Origin of the sequence: Streptacidiphilus sp. EB103A (assembly GCF_041261405.1) — a bacterium.
In the GTDB taxonomy this organism is placed as follows: domain Bacteria; phylum Actinomycetota; class Actinomycetes; order Streptomycetales; family Streptomycetaceae; genus Streptacidiphilus.
Map to the genome: position 1 here is coordinate 216,251 of NZ_JBGCAQ010000011.1, position 18,332 is coordinate 234,582.

15 protein-coding genes and 1 pseudogene are annotated in these 18,332 nt (G+C 70.5%); 8 read left to right on the plus strand and 8 right to left on the minus strand.

What is annotated here, in order from left to right; genetic code table 11:
* The first annotated feature begins 4 nt into the window (after window positions 1–4).
* Complete coding sequence (locus ABH941_RS19970) at window positions 5–268, plus strand: hypothetical protein (RefSeq protein ID WP_370130767.1); 264 nt, start codon at window positions 5–7, stop codon at window positions 266–268.
* A gap of 40 nt (window positions 269–308) precedes the next feature.
* On the plus strand, window positions 309–1,292 hold the full coding sequence (gene holA, locus ABH941_RS19975) for a DNA polymerase III subunit delta (protein ID WP_370130768.1): 984 nt from the start codon (window positions 309–311) through the stop codon (window positions 1,290–1,292).
* 178 nt (window positions 1,293–1,470) lie between these two features.
* Here the strand turns inward: holA and rpsT are convergent, their stop codons facing one another.
* Window positions 1,471–1,737 (minus strand): 30S ribosomal protein S20, encoded by a 267-nt coding sequence (gene rpsT / locus ABH941_RS19980; RefSeq protein ID WP_030250781.1) that lies wholly within the window; start codon window positions 1,735–1,737, stop codon window positions 1,471–1,473.
* Between the two features lie 124 nt (window positions 1,738–1,861).
* On the minus strand, window positions 1,862–2,170 hold the full coding sequence (locus tag ABH941_RS19985) for an antibiotic biosynthesis monooxygenase (protein ID WP_134009648.1): 309 nt from the start codon (window positions 2,168–2,170) through the stop codon (window positions 1,862–1,864).
* A gap of 61 nt (window positions 2,171–2,231) precedes the next feature.
* On the opposite strand from ABH941_RS19985, the gene ABH941_RS19990 reads away from it, so the two are divergent.
* Window positions 2,232–2,672 (plus strand): hypothetical protein, encoded by a 441-nt coding sequence (locus ABH941_RS19990; RefSeq protein ID WP_370130769.1) that lies wholly within the window; start codon window positions 2,232–2,234, stop codon window positions 2,670–2,672.
* A 93-nt stretch (window positions 2,673–2,765) separates the two neighbouring features.
* Entirely contained in the window at window positions 2,766–4,637 is a 1,872-nt protein-coding gene (lepA, locus tag ABH941_RS19995; protein WP_370130770.1) for a translation elongation factor 4, read from the plus strand.
* A gap of 63 nt (window positions 4,638–4,700) precedes the next feature.
* Here the strand turns inward: lepA and ABH941_RS20000 are convergent, their stop codons facing one another.
* Window positions 4,701–5,285, minus strand: a complete 585-nt coding sequence (locus ABH941_RS20000) for a TIGR03086 family metal-binding protein (protein ID WP_370130771.1) — start codon at window positions 5,283–5,285, stop codon at window positions 4,701–4,703.
* Between the two features lie 67 nt (window positions 5,286–5,352).
* On the opposite strand from ABH941_RS20000, the gene ABH941_RS20005 reads away from it, so the two are divergent.
* On the plus strand, window positions 5,353–6,183 hold the full coding sequence (locus tag ABH941_RS20005) for a DUF6597 domain-containing transcriptional factor (RefSeq protein ID WP_370130772.1): 831 nt from the start codon (window positions 5,353–5,355) through the stop codon (window positions 6,181–6,183).
* Between the two features lie 5 nt (window positions 6,184–6,188).
* Here the strand turns inward: ABH941_RS20005 and ABH941_RS20010 are convergent, their stop codons facing one another.
* The 3 genes from ABH941_RS20010 to ABH941_RS20020 all read right to left on the minus strand — a co-directional run bounded on the left by ABH941_RS20010 (window position 6,189) and on the right by ABH941_RS20020 (window position 9,430).
* A complete protein-coding gene (locus ABH941_RS20010) occupies window positions 6,189–6,935 on the minus strand; it encodes a FadR/GntR family transcriptional regulator (protein ID WP_370130773.1) in 747 nt (248 codons plus the stop codon).
* Window positions 6,936–7,024: 89 nt separating this feature from the next.
* On the minus strand, window positions 7,025–8,602 hold the full coding sequence (locus ABH941_RS20015) for an amino acid permease (protein ID WP_370130774.1): 1,578 nt from the start codon (window positions 8,600–8,602) through the stop codon (window positions 7,025–7,027).
* 168 nt (window positions 8,603–8,770) lie between these two features.
* Window positions 8,771–9,430 (minus strand): GntR family transcriptional regulator, encoded by a 660-nt coding sequence (locus ABH941_RS20020; RefSeq protein WP_370130775.1) that lies wholly within the window; start codon window positions 9,428–9,430, stop codon window positions 8,771–8,773.
* 107 nt (window positions 9,431–9,537) lie between these two features.
* Here ABH941_RS20020 and ABH941_RS20025 point away from each other — a divergent pair, with 107 nt between their 5' ends.
* From ABH941_RS20025 to ABH941_RS20035, 3 genes and pseudogenes are all read left to right on the plus strand, one after another.
* Window positions 9,538–10,785, plus strand: coding sequence for a sarcosine oxidase subunit beta family protein (locus ABH941_RS20025; protein ID WP_370130776.1), 1,248 nt, complete (start codon window positions 9,538–9,540; stop codon window positions 10,783–10,785).
* Window positions 10,786–10,818: 33 nt separating this feature from the next.
* Window positions 10,819–13,958, plus strand: a pseudogene (locus tag ABH941_RS20030) (sarcosine oxidase subunit alpha family protein).
* Window positions 13,948–14,487 carry a sarcosine oxidase subunit gamma gene (locus ABH941_RS20035; RefSeq protein WP_370130777.1) on the plus strand — a complete coding sequence of 180 codons (540 nt, stop codon included), beginning with the start codon at window positions 13,948–13,950 and terminating at the stop codon, window positions 14,485–14,487. Before ABH941_RS20030 ends, ABH941_RS20035 begins: the two are co-directional and overlap by 11 nt.
* A 63-nt stretch (window positions 14,488–14,550) precedes the next feature.
* On the opposite strand, the gene ABH941_RS20040 is transcribed toward ABH941_RS20035, so the two are convergent.
* Together ABH941_RS20040 and ABH941_RS20045 are read right to left on the minus strand one after the other, a co-directional pair.
* Window positions 14,551–16,533, minus strand: coding sequence for an ABC transporter ATP-binding protein (locus ABH941_RS20040; protein WP_370130778.1), 1,983 nt, complete (start codon window positions 16,531–16,533; stop codon window positions 14,551–14,553).
* The gene (locus tag ABH941_RS20045; RefSeq protein ID WP_370130779.1) at window positions 16,530–18,263 is read right to left on the minus strand and encodes an ABC transporter ATP-binding protein; all 1,734 of its coding nucleotides are present in this window, start codon (window positions 18,261–18,263) and stop codon (window positions 16,530–16,532) included. Before ABH941_RS20045 ends, ABH941_RS20040 begins: the two co-directional genes overlap by 4 nt.
* Window positions 18,264–18,332 lie beyond the last annotated feature (69 nt).

The window sequence follows — 18,332 nt, forward strand, 5'->3', positions numbered from 1 at the left end:
CGGGGTGCACAACGATCACGATCCCCTCGTCCTGGTGCTCCCCGACCGCGATGCCGCCGAGGCCGTCGCCGAGCGGTTGACGGAGGAGCACCCCGCGCTGCCGGAGCCCGAGCTGCACCGGGAGGCACTGGCAGGAGAGGACGACGCCGAGGACGCCCAGTGGCTGGTCGTGCTGCACCCACCGCTGCCCGCAGGCCTGACCGCAGCAGACCTCGACGCCCTGGCCGCCGCCGAGGACGGCTGGCTGGAGGGGTACCACCCGGAGTGAGTGCCCTGCGTTGTCGGTACCTGCCGCTAGGCTGACTCCGATGGCCAAGCAATCGACTGAAGACCTGCTCGCTCCGCTGACGGTGGTCGTCGGCCAGGAGGAGCTGCTGCTCGACCGCGCCGTCGCGCAGACCACGACCGCCGCCCGCCAGGCCGACCCGGACACGGACATCCGGGACCTGCAGCCGGGCGCGCTGCAGCCCGGCATGCTCAGCGAGCTCACCAGCCCGTCGCTCTTCTCCGAACGCAAGGTGATCGTCGTCCGGGCCGCGCAGGACCTCGCCGCCGACACGGTCAAGGAGATCAAGGCCTACCTCGACGACCCGGCGCCCGAGGTGATGCTGGTCCTGGTGCACGCCGGCGGCGCGAAGGGCAAGGGTCTGCTGGACGCGGCCAAGAAGGCCGGGGCCCGTGAGGTCGCCTGCCCCAAGCTCGGGAAACCGGCCGAGAAGCTGGCCTTCGTCCGCGCCGAGTTCCGGGTGACCGGCCGTTCGGCCACCGAGGACGCCTGCAAGGCCCTGCTCGACGCGGTCGGCAGCGACCTCCGCGAGCTGGCGTCGGCCTGCAGCCAGCTGGCCGCCGACACCGAGGGCACCATCGACGAGACCGTCGTCGCCCGCTACTACACCGGCCGCGCCGAGTCCTCCGGTTTCCAGGTCGCCGACCTGGCCGTCACCGGCCGCACCGCCGAGGCCCTGGGCCAGCTCCGCTGGGCCCTGGCCGTGGGGGAGAAGCCCACCGGCATCGTCTTCGCCCTGGCCTCGGGCGTCCGCGCGATCGGCAGGGTCGCCACCGCGGACCGCGGGATGCGCCCCGGCGACCTGGCCCGCGAGCTGGGCATGCCGCCCTGGAAGATCGACCGGGTCCGCCAGCAGCTCCGCGGCTGGAGCGGCGACGGCGTGGCCGCCGCCCTGCGCGCCATCGCCGACGCCGACGCCGCCGTCAAGGGCGGCTCCGGCGACCCGGCCTACGCCCTGGAACAGTGCGTCGTAGCCGTCTCCCACGCCGCCCGCTCCCAGCGCTGACACACCAGGGCCCCGCCTCGAAGAACGAGGCGGGGCCCTGGTGTCGTCTGAAGCCTTCAAACAGCACCGCACCCGCGTGGCGAACGCAGGCCGCGTGCGGTGCAGGGGTGTCGTACGGAGTCCGGGTAGAGGGCCGGACGGTTTCCGTTCAACGGGTACAGATCAATGCAAGGAGCTGTCAGCCCTGCAGAGCCGAGACCTTGGAGCTGAGCGCCGACTTCTTGTTGGCGGCCTGGTTCTTGTGGATGACGCCCTTGCTGGCGGCCTTGTCGAGCTTCTTGTTGGCCTCGCGGGTCAGCGCGGTGGCCTTCTCGAAGTCGCCGGCCTCCACGGCCTCACGGGCCTTGCGGATCGCGGTCTTCAGCGAGGACTTGACAGCCTTGTTGCGCTGACGAGCCTTCTCGTTGGTCTTGATGCGCTTGATCTGGGACTTGATGTTCGCCACGAAATAGCCTCAGTCTGATTGGTTGGTTGTGATTCTGTGCCCGCTCGCCCCCGCCCGGAGGGCATGGGGTATCGCAGACACGGTGGCCCAGGCTATCAGCCGTCCGGGTCTCGGCCCAAACCGGTCAGTCCAGGCCCGGGAGCGGCTCCCCGTAGTGCTCGACCAGCGGGAAGGGGTCGTAGTAGGGGTGCAGCAGCCGGCCCCACTCGGGGTACTCGGCGGAGCGGCGGAACCCCTCGGTGTGGTCCTCCAGGCGCTCCCACTCCACCTGGAGCAGGAAGCGCGAGCCGCGCCCCTCGTCCAGGCAGGGCAGCAGACGCAGGGCCAGGAAACCCGGCTGGGCGGCGATCAGCGGGCGGGCCCGCCGGAAGTCGGCGAGGAACGCCTCCTCCTTGCCGGGGATGACGTCGAGCTGTGCGGATTCCAGGATCATTGCTCCGGATCATGCCCCATTCCCTCACCGGCCTACTGCCCGGTATGCCAGTGTGGACGGCATGACCCCCGCCATCGGCCGCCTCTGCAGCGCGACAACCGGTACCCGTTCCGCGCTGGTGCTCTCCGGGCTGCTCGCCGGGATGGGCGCACTGCACTTCGCGGCGCCCAAGCCCTTCGACGCGATCGTCCCCAAGGGGCTGCCGGGGAGTCCCAGGCTCTGGACCAGGGCCAGCGGGGCGGCCGAGTTGGCCGTCGCCGCCGCGGTCGCCGTCCCGCGGACCCGCCGTCTGGGCGGCCTCGCCGCGGCAGGGCTGTTCACCGCCGTCTACCCGGCCAATGTGCAGATGGCCTACGACTGGCGGAACGCCTCGAAGCTCAAGCGGTACGTCGCGTTCGGCCGGCTGCCGCTGCAGGCGCCGCTGATCGGCTGGGCCCTCGCCGTCCGCAGCGGCGGACCAAACGGACCGGGTGGACCGGGCAGAGCGGGCGGGGCCCAGTAGGAGCACGGGGGAGCGTATGAGCGGCGAGGCCCCCGGTCATGGGACGATGGGGGCAATCGCTAGCCTCTCGCCACCGACACCATTGGATCCTGAGTGCCCGCCATCCCCGTCAGCGTCCCGGAGCCCAGTCGCACCGACCCGGCGCTGATCCGCAACTTCTGCATCATCGCCCACATCGACCACGGCAAGTCCACGCTCGCCGACCGGATGCTGCAGATCACCGGCGTCGTCGACCCGCGGCAGATGCGTGCCCAGTACCTCGACCGGATGGACATCGAGCGCGAGCGCGGGATCACCATCAAGTCGCAGGCGGTGCGCCTTCCCTGGGCACCGCTCAGCGGTGAGCAGCAGGGCACCACGCACATCCTCAACATGATCGACACCCCGGGCCACGTCGACTTCACCTACGAGGTCTCCCGGTCGCTGGCGGCCTGCGAGGGCACCCTGCTGGTGGTGGACGCGGCCCAGGGCATCGAGGCGCAGACCCTCGCCAACCTCTACCTGGCGCTGGAGAACGACCTCACCATCATTCCGGTGCTCAACAAGATCGACCTGCCGGCCGCGCAGCCGGAGAAGTACTCCGAGGAGCTCGCCCGGATCATCGGCTGTGACCCCGAGGACGTGCTGCTGGCCAGCGCCAAGAGCGGCCTGGGCGTCGAGGCCATCCTGGACGAGGTCGTCAAGAAGGTCCCCGCTCCGGTCGGCGTCAAGGACGCCCCGGCCCGAGCGATGATCTTCGACTCGGTCTACGACACCTACCGCGGCGTGGTCACCTACGTCAGGGTCGTCGACGGCGAGCTCACCAAGCGCGAGCGCATCGCGATGATGTCGACCGGCGCCACCCACGAACTGCTGGAGATCGGGGTGATCTCCCCGGAGCCCAAGGTCGCGGACGGCCTGGGTGTCGGCGAGGTCGGCTACATCATCACCGGGGTGAAGGACGTCCGGCAGTCCAAGGTGGGTGACACCATCACCTCGATGCACAAGGGCGCGACCGAGGCGCTGGGCGGCTACAAGGACCCGCGTCCGATGGTGTTCTCCGGCCTCTACCCGCTGGACGGCTCCGACTACCCGCTGCTCCGCGACGCGCTGGACAAGCTGCGGCTCAACGACGCCGCGCTGGTCTACGAGCCGGAGACCTCGGTGGCGCTGGGCTTCGGCTACCGCTGCGGCTTCCTTGGGCTGCTGCACCTGGAGATCATCCGGGAGCGCCTGGAGCGCGAGTTCAACCTGGACCTGATCTCCACCGCGCCCAACGTGGTCTACCGGGTGGTGCTGGAGGACGGCAGCGAGATCACCGTCACCAACCCCAGCGAGTTCCCCGGCGGCAAGATCACCGAGGTCAACGAGCCGGTGGTGCGCGGCACCATCCTGGCGCCCAATGAGTTCGTCGGCGCGATCATGGAGCTGTGCCAGGCCCGGCGCGGCAGTCTGCAGGGCATGGACTACCTCTCCGAGGACCGGGTGGAGCTGCGCTACACCCTCCCGCTCGCGGAGATCGTGTTCGACTTCTTCGACCAGCTGAAGTCCAAGACCCGCGGCTACGGCTCCTTCGACTACGAGCCGATCGGTGAGCAGGCCGCCGACCTGGTGAAGGTCGACATTCTGCTGCACGGTGACGCGGTGGACGCCTTCTCCGCGGTGGTGCACAAGGACAAGGCCTACAACTACGGCGTGATGATGGCCGGGAAGCTGCAGAAGCTGATCCCGCGCCAGCAGTTCGAGGTGCCGATCCAGGCCGCCATCGGTTCGCGGGTCATCGCCCGTGAGACGGTCCGCGCCATCCGCAAGGACGTCCTCGCCAAGTGCTACGGCGGTGACATCTCCCGGAAGCGGAAGCTGCTGGAGAAGCAGAAGGAGGGCAAGAAGCGGATGAAGATGGTCGGCCGGGTCGAGGTCCCGCAGGAGGCCTTCATCGCGGCGCTGTCGACGGACGCGGACGCCCCCTCCGAGAAGAAGAAGTAGCGGGCAGAGCCCAGAAGCCTGACGACAGGCGCCCACCGGAATCTTCGGGGGCGCCTGTCGGCTTCACCCGGCGGCGGTCCAGTGCGGGTCGCGGCCGGAGAGGGCGAGCGCGCGGTCGAACATGGTCATGTCGGGCTCGGTCGGCCTGGCCTCCGCGAAGCCCTCGTACTGCCGGTACATCTCGGCGTACTCCTCGACCAGGCCGAGGACGGCGGCGTCCACCGTTCCCGGGACCCGGAACTCCTGGCCGGTGGCGACGGCCAGCTCCCAGCCGTGGAGCACCATTTCGAGCAGCATCATGCCCGCGACGGCGGCGGCCGGCATCGAGGAGTCGCCCATCTTGACCTCGCCCTCCCACACCGCCGGATCCGACCAGGCGGTGACGGCCCGGTCCAGCTGATCGGCGTAGGCGTCGGCCCAGCCGGGCTCGGCGGTGAAGTCGCGCTGCTGCCAGTCGTCGGGAACGGACTCGCCGCGGGCGCGGAGCTCGAAGTTGTAGGCGGTCCAGAGCACCAGGTGATTGGTAAGGGTCCTGACATCCCATTCGGTGTCCGGGGTGCGGTCGGAGAGCTGGTCGGCGGTGACGCCGCGGACGATTCGTGCGGCCTCGTCGGCGGCGGCGGTGATCTGGGGAAGAAGATTCGTCATACGGTCCACGCTAGGCGTGCCTGATTCCGCTGTCTTGAAGAAACGCGACACCCTACGCTGGGAACCCATGACCAGCACGGATGCGGACAGCACGCCGGACCGGACCCAGCCCGCCATCGAAGAGGCGCGCGGGGTGCTGAGCCCCAGGCGCGCGGCGGCCCACTCCACCCTGACGACGATCCCGCCGGCGCCGGCCCTGGCCCCGTTCGTGGAGTTCCACTGGCATGTCCGCTGGGATCTGCGCGGGCAGGCCCCGTACGACCAGAAGGTGCTCTCCCACCCCAACGTCCATCTGGTGTTCGAGGAGACCGGCGCGGCGCTGTACGGGGTGGACCGCGGGCTGTTCGTCCGGCGGCTGGAGGGTGCGGGCCAGGTGCTCGGGGTGAAGTTCCGGCCTGGTGGCTTCCGGCCGTTCTGGGGGTGCCCGGTCCAGGAGCTGTCCGACCGGGTCGTGCCTGCGGAGCAGGTCTTCGGCGCGGCGGTGGAGGAGACCAACCGCCGGATCCTGGCGCTGGCGGAGCCGGCCGCGATGGCCGCGCTGGCGGACGCGCTGCTGCTGGCCCGCCTGCCCGAACCCGATCCGCAGGCGGTCGAGGTCGCCGCCATGGTGGAGACCGCCGGCAGCGACCACGACCTGGTCCGGGTCGAGCAACTCGCCGACCGCTGCGGCGTTTCCGTCCGTACTCTGCAGCGACTGTTCGCCGAGTACGTGGGGGCGAGCCCGAAGTGGGTGCTGCGCCGCGCCCGGCTGCACGAGGCCGCCCAGCGCGCGGGCGCCGGCCCCGTCGACTGGTCCGCACTGGCCGCCGACCTCGGCTACGCCGACCAGTCCCACCTCACCCGCGACTTCACCGCCGTGGTCGGACTGCCGCCGACGCGGTACGCACAGCGGGGCTGAGATCCCTACTCGGTGGCCAGCAACAACAGGTGACGGTCGATCAGGCCCTGGGTCTCCTCCTCCTGGTGGGCGACCACCAGGGCCTGCGCGCCGGCGCCGTCCTTCGCCTCGACCGCGTCCAGGATCGCCACCTGCCGTTCGTCGACACGCTTACGGGCCGTGACCGTCTCCGCGGCGGACCAGCGCAGCGGGGCGAACTCGCCCTGCAACTGCGCCAGTTGGACGGTCAGTCGAGGGGACCGGGCCGCGACGCCGAGATGGATGCGGAAGCGGCTGTAGCTGCGGCGGCAGGCGCCGAGGTCATTGGTCACCACGGCGGTGCGGAACCGGGCCGCGTGGCTGCGCAGCTCGTCCAGGTCCTGCTGGCAGGCCCGGACGGCGGCCAGCCGCGCCGCCGCGCCCAGCACGGCCGCGCACTGGTCGCCGAGATCGCGCAGGTCCTCGGCGGTACGGGCGCGCAGCTGGTCGGCCAGTGACTCCGCCGAGACGGCGGCGGAGCTGTCGATGACGCTGCCGCCGTTGCGTCCGGCCCGGGTCCGGATCACCCCGCGCTGCCGCAGGATCGTCAGTGCCTGGCGCAGGCTGCCGGTGGAGACGCCGAGCTGGGACGCCAGTTCGCCCTCGGGCGGCAGCCGCTGGCCGTGCACCAGCAGGCCGATGGAGACGGCCGTCTCCAGCTGCTGGACGACGAGCTCGGCACGGGCCGCCGTCTCCGACCCGGGGAGTCTGAGGAACGCCGAGAGGTCGGACACCGCACCCTTTCCCTGGTGTGCCCCTCCGACCGGACCGCATCCGGCCCGGTCGGAGGGGTGGAGCTCAGGCTCCGATGGTAACCAGTGGATCACCCGGTGACGGTGTCCAGGTCGGAGGGGGAGTCGATGGTCTGCCGCGGCCCGGTGAAGGTCTTCTTCACCGACAGGTGCCAGGCCGCCCAGAGCAGGATCAGGGCGCCGCCCACGACCAGCGGGGTGTAGTTGACGTACTTCCAGCTGAATCCGGAGTTGCCGGGCATCCCGCCGGGGGAGGTGGGCAGCACCGCGATCACGGTGGTGACGGCGATCTCGGCGAGCGCCAGTACGCACAGCCACTTGTACTTCGCCCCGAGCGTCCAGCCGCCCGGCTTGAAGGCGTCGCCGGCCCGCCAGCGGAGGAAGATCGGGATGGCGAAGGAGAGGTAGAGGCCCACCACGCCGATGGAGATGATGGCGTTGAAGGCGACCGGTACCGGAGCGCCGTTGATGTCCACGGTGACCAGCGCCGGGAGGGTCAGCAGCACGGCGAGGACCGCGATCGCCAGCATGCCGTAGACGGGGACCTGCTTGCTGGTCAGCCTGGTCCAGTAGCGGGCGCCGGGCACCGCGCCGTCCCGGCTGAACGCGTACAGCATCCGGGTGATGCTGGTCATGCAGGCGACCGCGCAGAAGAACTGGCCGACCGAGGAGACCAGCAGCACGAACCCGGCCCAGTTGGGGCTGAGCGCCTGGGTGAGCACGGTGGCGACGCCGCCGCCGGCCGCGGTGACCTTGGCCGGGTCCTGCACCGCGAAGAGGAAGCTGAGCATCAGCACCCAGCCGCCGATGGCGGAGTAGAGGATCGACTTCCAGATGCCCTTGGCGGCGGAGTCGGCCGCGCCGACGGTCTCCTCGGAGAGGTGGCAGGAGGCGTCGTAGCCGGTGATGGTGTACTGCGGCAGGATCGCGGCCAGCGGCAGGACGTAGAAGAGGAAGCCGAGGCCGCTGGTGCTGCCGCCGAAGAAGCCGGTGTTGTTGACGGTGTGGGTGAACACCGCGGCGACGCTCTGGTGGTGGTGCGGCAGGGCGACCAGGATGATGATGATCACGGCGACGCCGGCCACATGCCACCACACCGAGATGTTGTTCAGCAGCGCCAGCAGGTGGCTGGAGAAGATGCTGATCAGCGCGACCGCGGCGAGCACCCCGAGGAAGATCAGGAAGACCCGGTCCAGCGAGTAGTGCGAGGCCCAACTGCTGCTGAAGGTACCGATGGTGGCGTCGAGGAAGGTCGCGCACCCGTAGGCCACCGAGGCGGTGATGGCCAGCAGGCCGATGAAGTCCAGCCAGCCGGTGTTGTAGCTGGCCTTGATGCTGCCGAGCTTCGCCGACCAGAAGTACATGCCGCCCGAGGTCGGATAGGCCGAGACCAGCTCGGACATGCACACCCCGATGACCAGGATGAATGCCGAGACCAGCGGCCAGCCCCAGGCGATGGCCACCGGGCCGCCGCTGTTCCAGCCGACGAAGAAGCTGGTGAAGCAGCCACTGAGGATGGAGATGACGGAGAAGGAGATGGCGAAGTTGGAGAAGCCGGACCAGGAGCGGTTCAGCTCCGGCTTGTAGCCGAGTTCGGCGAGCTGTCTGTCGTCGTCCTGGGTGATGGATTCGTGGCTGGAAGTGGCCATGGTTGGTCCTCGCTGCGGAGTCGGGGCGTGACGGTGGATCAACCGGCGGGTGGGCGCGGTGGGGCGCTGGCGCACAGGCGTGCTGCGGTTCGTCGGTGCGTTAAGGTATAAGGTTAGAGGTTTTGATGACAAGGCTTTTTGCTGAGCGGTTTCGCGTGGGTTTCTCGGTCAGAGCACGGCGCGGATCGCGGCTTCGAAGCCCGTCACATGGTCGGTCGCACACGCCGCAGCACGCTCCGCGTCGCCGTCGATGATCGCGCGCAGCAGACCGCTGTGCTCGCCGACATGTCCGGCCAGGCCGGGGAGCCGGTCCAGGAACAGGCACCAGATCCGGGTCGCCAGATTGTCGTAGCTGACGAGGGTGGACTCCAGGTACGGATTGCCGGTCGCGGCGTAGACGGCGCGGTGCAGCCGCAGATCGAGGCGCATCAGCTCGAGCGGGGTGGTGGACGGTCGGCCGCTCCGCTCGGCCACCAGGTCGGCCAGTCCGGCGAGCAGCTCCCGGTCCGCGGCGGTGGCCCGGCGGGCCGCGGCGGCGGCCGCCAGCGGCTCCAGCTGTCGCCGCACCTCCGAGACATGACCGAGGTCGGTGAGGTGCACCTCGGTGGCGAAAGTGCCCCGGCGGGGGTACGCCACGACCAGGCGCTCCGCCTCCAGCCGCTTCAGCGCCTCCCGGACGGGCGTCCGCCCGACGCCCAGCTCCCGCGCCAGCTGTTCGTCGTTGAGCGGGGACCCCGGGGCTATCTGCAGGGTCACCAGCTGGTCGGTGAGGGTCCGGTAGGCCTGTTCGGCCAGTGAAGGGGCGACCGTACCGCTGCTGACCGGCATGGTCGGGGGACCTCCCTGGGACTTCTTGACGCTGCTCCGCCGATGGACCTACCGTAGCGCAACAACTGATATATCAGTCGTCGCACACGGGGATTCCAAGGAGTCGCATGCCGCAGGCGAGCTCTCACCAACACGACGCCGACGATCCCGATGTCGATCATCCGGACTTCCTCTGGCGCAACCCCGACCCCGCGTCCGGCTACGACGTGGTGATCGTCGGCGGTGGCGGCCACGGGCTGGCGACGGCCTACTACCTGGCGCGCAACCACGGCATCCGGCGGGTCGCGGTGCTGGAGAAGGGCTGGCTGGCCGGCGGCAACATGGCCCGCAACACCACGATCATCCGCTCCAACTACCTCTGGGACGAGAGCGCCGCGATCTACGAGCACGCGCTCAAGCTCTGGGAGGGGCTGGAGGAGGACCTCGACTACCCGCTGCTGTTCAGCCAGCGCGGGGTGCTCAACCTGGCCCACACCCTGCAGGACGTCCGCGAGAGCCGGCGGCGGGTGTATGCCAACCAGCTCAACGGGGTCGACGCCGAATGGCTGGAGCCCGAGCAGGTCGCCGAGGTCTGCCCGATCGTGAACATCTCGCCGGACGTGCGCCATCCGGTGCTCGGTGCGACCTACCAGCCGCGCGCCGGCATCGCCAAGCACGACTACGTGGCCTGGGGCTTCGCCCGCCGGGCCAACGAGTACGGGATCGACCTGATCCAGGACTGCGAGGTCACCGGCCTGGACATCCGCGCGGGGCGCGTCGTCGGGGTGAACACCACCCGGGGCCGGATCGCGGCGGGGAAGGTCGCGCTGGCGGCGGCGGGCCACACCTCGGTCCTGGCCGGGATGGCGGGGCTGCGGCTGCCGCTGCAGAGCCATCCGCTGCAGGCCCTGGTCTCCGAACTGCTGGAACCGGTCCACCCAACCGTGGTGATGTCCAACGCCGTGCATGTGTACGTCTCCCAGGCGCACAAGGGCGAACTGGTCATGGGTGCCGGCATCGACAGCCAGAACGGCTACGGCCAGCGCGGATCGTTCCACATCATCGAGCGTCAGATGGCGGCGGCGCTGGAGCTCTTCCCGGTCTTCGCCCGGGCGCACCTGCTGCGCAGCTGGGCCGGGATCGTGGACACCACCCCGGACGCCTCGCCCATCATCGGGCTCACCCCGGTCGACGGCCTCTACCTCAACTGCGGCTGGGGGACCGGGGGATTCAAGGCCACTCCGGGGGTCGGCTGGTGCTTCGCGCACACCATCGCCCATGACGAACCGCACCCCTACAACGCCCCGTTCACCCTGGACCGCTTCACCACCGGAGCGCTGGTGGACGAGCACGGCGCCGCCGCCGTGGCCCACTGAGCCCACTGAGCCCATTGAGAGGAGGGAACGCGCATGCAGCTCATCCCCTGCCCCTGGTGCGGCCCGCGCGAGGAGGCCGAGTACCACTACGGCGGCCAGGCCCATGTCGCCTACCCCGAGAACCCGCAGGGCCTGACCGACGAGGAGTGGGCGCAGTACGTCTTCTTCCGTGACAACCCCAAGGGCCCCTTCGCCGAGCGCTGGATGCACAGCGCCGGCTGCCGCCGCTGGTTCAACGCCGTCCGCGACACCGCCACCCACCGACTGCTGGCCGTGTACCGGAGCGGCGAGCCCCGCCCGGAGGTGCCCACCCCATGAGCCCCGTGACCGCAGCATCCTTCCGCCTGCCCGGCCGCGGCCTGGTGGACCAGGGCACCGACCTGGAGTTCAGCTTCGACGGCCGGACGTACTCCGGCCATCCCGGCGACAGCCTGGCCTCCGCGCTGCTCGCCAACGGCGTGCACCGGGTGGCGACCGGCATCCGCACCGGGCGTCCGCGCGGCATCGTCTCGGCCGGTGTCGAGGAGCCCTCGGCGCTGGTGCAGATCGAGGCGCCGTTCCCCGAGCCGATGCTCCAGGCCACGACGGTGGAGCTGTACGCCGGACTGGTCGCGCGCGGTCTGGCCGGACGCGGGCGGCTCGCCCCCGGCCCCGACCCGGCGCGCTACGACGCTGTGCACGCCCACTGCGATCTGCTGGTGGTCGGCGCCGGCCCGGCCGGGCTGATGGCCGCACTGGCCGGAGCACGGGACGGGCAGCGGGTGGTCCTGGTCGACGACCAGGCGCAGCCGGGCGGATCGCTGCTCGGCAGCGCGGAGACGCTGGACGGCCGACCGGGCCCGGAATGGGCCGCGGGGGTCGCGGCCGAGCTGGCCGGGCTCCCCGATGTGCGGGTACTCAGCCGGACCACGGCCTTCGGCTACTACGACGACGGCTTCGTCCTGGCGCTGGAGCGCCGCACCGACCATCTGGGGTTCGCGGCCCCGCCGGGGATGTCCCGGCAGCGGATCTGGCGGCTGCGGGCCCGGCGGATCGTCGTCGCCACCGGGGCGCACGAGCGTCCGCTGGTGTTCGCGGACAACGACCGGCCGGGGATCATGCTGGCCGGCGCGGCGCGCACCTATCTGCACCGCTACGGCGTGCTGGCGGGGCGTCAGGTGGCGGTGTGCACCACCGACGACAGCGCCTACCGGGCGGCGGTCGACCTCGCCGACGCGGGTGCGACCGTCACGGCCGTGGTCGACGCCCGCGCCCGGGTGCCCGAGGCGTGGGCGGAGGAGTGCGCCCGGCGCGGCATCGAGGTCCGCGCGGGGGAGGTGGTGACCGGGACCAGCGGATCGGAGCGGATCACCCGCGCGCACACCGCGCCGTACGCGGGCGGGCGGCTCAACGGCCTGCGCCGGGGCGTCGACTGCGACCTGCTGCTGGTCTCCGGCGGCTGGAACCCGGTGGCGCACCTGTACAGCCATGCGCGGGGCACCCTCCGGTACGACCCGGCGCGCGGCGCGTTCCTCCCCGCCGGCGAACTGCCGGGCATCCGGGTTGCCGGATCAGCCCGGGGGTGCGCCACGCTCGCCGAGTGCCTGGCGGACGGGGCAGGGGCGGTCGGTCGTTCGATCCCGTTCCCGGTCCCGGCAGTCGAGCCGACGCCGGATCGCACCCCAGGGCTGGTCCTCTGGTCGGTCCCCGACCCGGCCGAACAGGACGGCGGCGAGCCCCGCCCCCGCTTCGTCGACCTCCAGCGCGACGCCACCGTCGCCGACGTGCTCCGGGCCACCGGAGCCGGGCTGCGCTCGGTGGAGCACGTCAAGCGCTACACCACCATCGGCACCGCCCACGACCAGGGCCGTACCTCCGGCGTCATTGCCTCGGGCATCGTCGCCGAGGCGCTCGGGGTCGATGTCGCGTCGCTGGGCACCACCACTTTCCGTCCGCCCTACACGCCGGTGTCCTTCGCCGCGCTGGCCGGACGGGACCGGGGCGCGCTCTTCGACCCGGTGCGGGTGACCCCGCTGCACTCCTGGCACACCGCCCACGGGGCGGAGTTCGAGAACGTCGGCCAGTGGAAGCGCCCCTGGTACTTCCCGCGGCCGGGCGAGTCCATGGACGCGGCGGTGCTGCGCGAGTGCCGAGTGGCGCGGGAGTCCGTGGCGTTGATGGACGGCTCCACCCTCGGCAAGATCAATGTCCAGGGACCGGACGCGGGCGAACTGCTCGACCGCGTCTACACCAATCTGATGAGCACGCTGAAGCCGGGAGCGGCCCGCTACGGCGTGATGTGCGGCGTGGACGGCATGGTGCTGGACGACGGCACCGTCATCCGGGTGGCCGAGGAGGAGTTCCTGCTCACCACGACCACCGGCAACGCCGCCAAGGTGCTGGACTGGATGGAGGAGTGGCTCCAGACCGAATGGCCGGAGCTCAAGGTCACCCTCACCTCGGTCACCGACCACTGGGTGACCATCCCGCTGGTGGGCCCGCGCTCCCGAGCGGTGCTCGCCGCCGTCGCGCCGGACCTGGACGTCTCCAACGCCGCCTTCCCCTTCATGACCTGGCGCGATGCGACGGTCGCCGGGGTTCCGGCCCGGGTGTGCCGGATCAGCTTCTCCGGCGAGCTGGCGTACGAGGTCAACGTCCGGGGCTGGGAGGGGCTGCGGGTCTGGGAGGTATTGATCGCCGCCGGGGAGCCGTACGGCATCACCCCCTACGGCACCGAGACCATGCACGTCCTGCGCGCCGAGAAGGGCTACCCCATCATCGGCCAGGACACCGACGGCACGGTCACCCCGCAGGACCTCGGGCTGGGCTGGGCGGTCTCCAAGAAGAAGCCCGACTTCCTGGGCAAGCGCTCCTTCGCACGGGCGGAGAACCTGCGCGCTGACCGCAAGCAGTTGGTCGGCCTGCTCCCGGAGGACCCGGACCTGCTGCTGCCCGAGGGCGCCCAACTCATCAGCGGCGAGACGGTTCCGGCGCCACCCGTCCCCATGCACGGCCATGTCACCTCCAGTTACCGAAGTGCGGCGCTCGGGCGCACCTTCGCCCTCGCCCTGGTCAAGGCGGGCCGCGAGCGCATCGGCGACACGATCTACGTCCCGCTGGAGGACGGCGTCCATGCGGTACTGATCACCGACCCGGTGCTCTACGACAAGGAAGGAGCCCGCCGTGACGGCTGACACAGCAAGCGACGTAGCAGTGGTGGAAGTTCCGCGCCTCACCCAGCTCTCCCTACGCCTCGACCCGACCGGCCCGGCCGCTGCCATCGTGGCCAAGGCCCTCGACGGCGAGCTCCCGACGACCCCGTGCACCTTTCGTACGGCGGGGGCAGCCGACGTGCTCTGGCTGGGCCCCGACGAATGGCTGCTGGTCGCACCGGCGGAGGCCGCGGGCGAGCTGGAACCCCTGCTCCGGGAGGCGGTAGGCGCCGGTAGCGCCGAACTCGCCACCCTCACCGACGTCTCCGCCCAGCGCACCGCCTTCGACCTCACCGGCCCGCACGTCCGCGACGTCCTCGCCCAGGGCTGCGCCATCGACCTGCACCCGAGCGCCAGCCCGACGGGCACCTGCGTCCAGACCCTGCTGGCACAGACCGGCGTGATCCTGCAGGTCCACGACGCCTCCGCCCCAGCGGTACGCCTGCTCGTCCGCTCCTCGTACGCCCCGTACCTCGCGGCCTGGCTCGCCGACGCAGCAGCGGGGCTCTGAAGCCGACGGCCCGGCGGCGCTCATGCGCCACCGGGCCGTCGAAACAGCATTGCTGACGCCGGGTCAGTCCACCTCCGCCACAGCCTGCGAGAACTGTGCCGCGTACAGCCGCGCGTACGCGCCCTCTGCGGCGAGCAGTTCGCTGTGGCTGCCCTGTTCGACGATCGCGCCGTTCTCCATCACCAGGATGGTGTCCGCGTCACGGATGGTGGAGAGGCGGTGGGCGATGACGAAGGCCGTGCGGCCGCTGCGGAGGGTGGCCATGGCGCGCTGGATCAGGACCTCGGTGCGGGTGTCGACCGAGCTGGTGGCCTCGTCCAGGACCAGGATGGACGGCTCCGCCAGGAACGCCCGGGCGATGGTGATCAGTTGCTTCTCGCCCGCGCTGACGCCCGTCCCCTCGTCGTCGATGACGGTGTCGTAGCCGTCGGGGAGGGTGCGGACGAAGCGGTCCACGTGGGCCGCCTTCGCTGCGTTGACGACCTCCTCGCGGGTGGCCCCGGCCCGGCCGTAGGCGATGTTCTCGGCGATCGTGCCGCCGAAGAGCCAGGTGTCCTGGAGCACCATGCCGATGTTGGCGCGCAGCTCCTCCCGGTCCATCCGGGCCACGTCCACCCCGTCCAGGGTGATCCGGCCGCCGGTCACCTCGTAGAACCGCATCAGCAGGTTCACCAGGGTGGTCTTGCCGGCGCCGGTGGGGCCGACGATGGCGACGGTGTGGCCGGGTTCGGCGGTCAGCGAGAGGTCCTCGATCAGCGGCTTGTCCGCCTGGTAGCGGAAGGCCACGTTCTCGAAGGCGACCTCGCCGCGGAGCTCGGTCGGGCGCAGTGGCTCGACCGGCTCGGGGGCCTGCTCCTTGGCGTCCAGGAGTTCGAAAACGCGTTCGGCGGAGGCGACACCGGACTGGACCAGGTTGGACATGCTCGCCACCTGGGTCAGCGGCTGGCTGAACTGCCGCGAGTACTGGATGAACGCCTGGACGTCGCCGATGGACAAGGCGCCGGAGGCGACCCGCAGGCCGCCGACGACGGCGACCAGGACGTAGTTGATGTTGCCGATGAACATCATGCAGGGCTGGATCAGGCCGGAGATGAACTGCGCCTTGAAGCTGGAGGCGTAGAGCTTCTCGTTCTGCTCCCTGAAGATCTCCGCGGACTCCTCCTGCCGGCCGAAGACCTTGACCAGCGCGTGCCCGCTGTACATCTCCTCGATGTGGGCGTTGAGCTTGCCGGTGGTCTTCCACTGGGCCACGAACTGCGGTTGGGCCTTCTTGCCGACCCTGGCGGCGACGACGACCGAGGCCGGGACGCTGATCAGGGCGATCAGGGCGAGCAGCCAGGAGATGTAGAACATCATCGTCAGCACGCCGACGATGGTCAGCAGCGAGGTGACGATCTGACTGAGCGTCTGCTGCAGGGTCTGGCTGATGTTGTCGATGTCGTTGGTGACCCGGCTCAGCACCTCGCCGCGCGGCTGCTGGTCGAAGTAGCTGAGCGGCAGTCGGCCGATCTTCTCCTCGACGTCGCGGCGCAGCCGCTTCACGGCGCGCTGCAGGGCCCGGTTGGCCAGCCGGGCCTGGATGATGCCGCAGATGCCGGCGACGACGTAGATGGCGAGCACCCACAGCAGCACCGTACCGACGGCGTTGAAGTCGATGCCGTGGCCGGGGTGGATGTTCATCGAGGCCAGCAGGTCGGCCTGCTTGGTCTCGCCCTTGGCGCGCAGGCCCGCGATGACCTGCGCCTGGGTGGTGGTCGCCGGGATCTGCTTGCCGAAGACCCCCGCCAGGACCAGGTCGGTGGCATGTCCGAGGATCTTGGGGCCGATCACCGACAGGGTGACGCTGACGGCGGCCAGGGCCAGCACCGCGGCGATCAGATGCCGCTCGGGGCGCAGCAGCGAGAGCACGCGCTTGCCGGAGGCCTTGAAGTGCATGGACTTCTCGACGGGCGCGCCGCCCATGAAACGTCCCGGGCCCGGCAGGGGGGCGGGGCCTCGGCGCTTGGCCGCCGCTGCTTCCTCGGAAGCCTGTTCGGAGTCGCTCATGCCGCCTCCTCCTCGGTGAGCTGGGAGAGGACGATCTCGCGGTAGGTCTCGTTGCTGTACATCAGCTCGCGGTGGGTGCCGGTGCCGACGACCTGGCCCTCGTCGAGGACGATGATGCGGTCGGCGTCACGGATGGTGGAGACGCGCTGGGCGACGATGACGACGGTGGCGTCGGCGGTCTCGTGGGCGAGAGCGGCGCGCAGCCGGGCGTCGGTGGCGTAGTCCAGGGCGGAGAAGGAGTCGTCGAAGAGGTAGATCTCCGGGCGGCGGACCAGCACCCGGGCGATGGCCAGGCGCTGGCGCTGTCCGCCGGAGACATTGGTGCCGCCCTGCGCGATCGGCGCGTCCAGGCCCTCGGCGAGCGCCTCGACGAAGTCCTTGGCCTGCGCGGTCTCCAACGCGGCCCAGAGGTCCTCGTCGGTGGCGTCGGGGTTGCCGTAGCGGAGGTTGGTGGCGACGGTGCCGGTGAAGAGGTAGGGCTTCTGCGGGACCAGGCCGACGGTCTTCGCCAGCAGCGCCGGGTCCAGGTCGCGGACGTCCACGCCGTCCACCAGCACGCTGCCGTCGGTGGCGTCGGAGAGCCGGGGGATCAGGGTGAGCAGGGTGGTCTTGCCGCTGCCGGTGCTGCCGATCACGGCGGTGATCTCGCCGGGCCGCGCGCTGAGGCTGACATGGCGCAGCACCGCCGACTCGGCGCCGGGGTAGCGGAACTCGGCGTCCCGCAGCTCCAGGAAGCCGGCCCGGCGCAGTTCGCGGACCGGGGCGAGCGGGGGCAGCACGGTGGTCTCGGTGTCCAGGACCTCCTCGATGCGCTCGGCGCAGACCTCGGCGCGCGGGACCATCATGAACATGAAGGTCGCCATCATCACCGACATCAGGATCTGCATCAGATAGCTGAGGAAGGCGGTGAGGGCGCCGATCTGCATCCCGCCGCTGTCGATACGGTGCGCGCCGAACCACATCACGGCGACGCTGGAGATGTTGACCACCATCATGACCATGGGGAACATCAGCGCCATCAGCTTGCCGACATGCACCGCGGTCTCGGTGAGGTCGGCGTTGGCCTCCTCGAAGCGTTCGCGCTCGTGATCGTCCTTGACGAAGGCGCGGATCACCCGGAGGCCGGTGATCTGCTCGCGCAGGATCCGGTTCACCGAGTCGATCTTGACCTGCATGGCACGGAACAGCGGGCGCAGCCGCGTGACGATCAGCGCGATGATCACCCCGAGGATCGGCACGATGGCGACCAGCAGCGAGGACAGCGGGACGTCCTGGTTGAGCGCCAGGATGATGCCGCCGATGCACATGATGGGCGCGGAGACCATCAGCGTGAAGGTCATCAGCACCAGCATCTGCACCTGCTGCACGTCGTTGGTGCTGCGGGTGATCAGCGAGGGCGCCCCGAAGCCGCCGACCTCGCGGGCGGAGAAGGACTGCACCCGGTCGAAGATCGAGGCCCGGATGTCCCGGCCGAGCGCCATGGCGGTGCGGGCCCCGAAGTACACCGCGCCGATGGCGCAGACGACCTGGGCCACCGTCACGCCCAGCATGATCCCGCCGGTCTGCAGGATGTAGGTGGTGTCGCCCTTGATCACGCCTTGGTCGATGATGTCGGCGTTCAGGGTCGGCAGGTAGAGGGTGGCGATGGTCTGGATCAGCTGCAGCAGCACCAGCACGCCCATGGGCCTGGTGTAGGGGCCCAGATGGGTCCGCAGGAGTCGGATCAGCACGCGAGTCTCTCAGGACGAGGGCGGGAGGGGTGGCGGTGGGCCATCGCCCGAAGGGGTGACGGCGTTACA

Bases quoted from the DNA above. Each gene is read 5' to 3' on its own strand.
- ABH941_RS20005 (WP_370130772.1), top strand. From the start codon at position 5,353: ATGACCAGCACGGATGCGGACAGCACGCCGGACCGGACCCAGCCCGCC.
- ABH941_RS20015 (WP_370130774.1), bottom strand. From the start codon at position 8,602: ATGGCCACTTCCAGCCACGAATCCATCACCCAGGACGACGACAGACAG.
- ABH941_RS20025 (WP_370130776.1), top strand. From the start codon at position 9,538: ATGCCGCAGGCGAGCTCTCACCAACACGACGCCGACGATCCCGATGTC.
- ABH941_RS19990 (WP_370130769.1), top strand. From the start codon at position 2,232: ATGACCCCCGCCATCGGCCGCCTCTGCAGCGCGACAACCGGTACCCGT.
- ABH941_RS20000 (WP_370130771.1), bottom strand. From the start codon at position 5,285: ATGACGAATCTTCTTCCCCAGATCACCGCCGCCGCCGACGAGGCCGCA.
- ABH941_RS20040 (WP_370130778.1), bottom strand. From the start codon at position 16,533: ATGAGCGACTCCGAACAGGCTTCCGAGGAAGCAGCGGCGGCCAAGCGC.
- ABH941_RS19985 (WP_134009648.1), bottom strand. From the start codon at position 2,170: ATGATCCTGGAATCCGCACAGCTCGACGTCATCCCCGGCAAGGAGGAG.
- holA (WP_370130768.1), top strand. From the start codon at position 309: ATGGCCAAGCAATCGACTGAAGACCTGCTCGCTCCGCTGACGGTGGTC.
- ABH941_RS20020 (WP_370130775.1), bottom strand. From the start codon at position 9,430: ATGCCGGTCAGCAGCGGTACGGTCGCCCCTTCACTGGCCGAACAGGCC.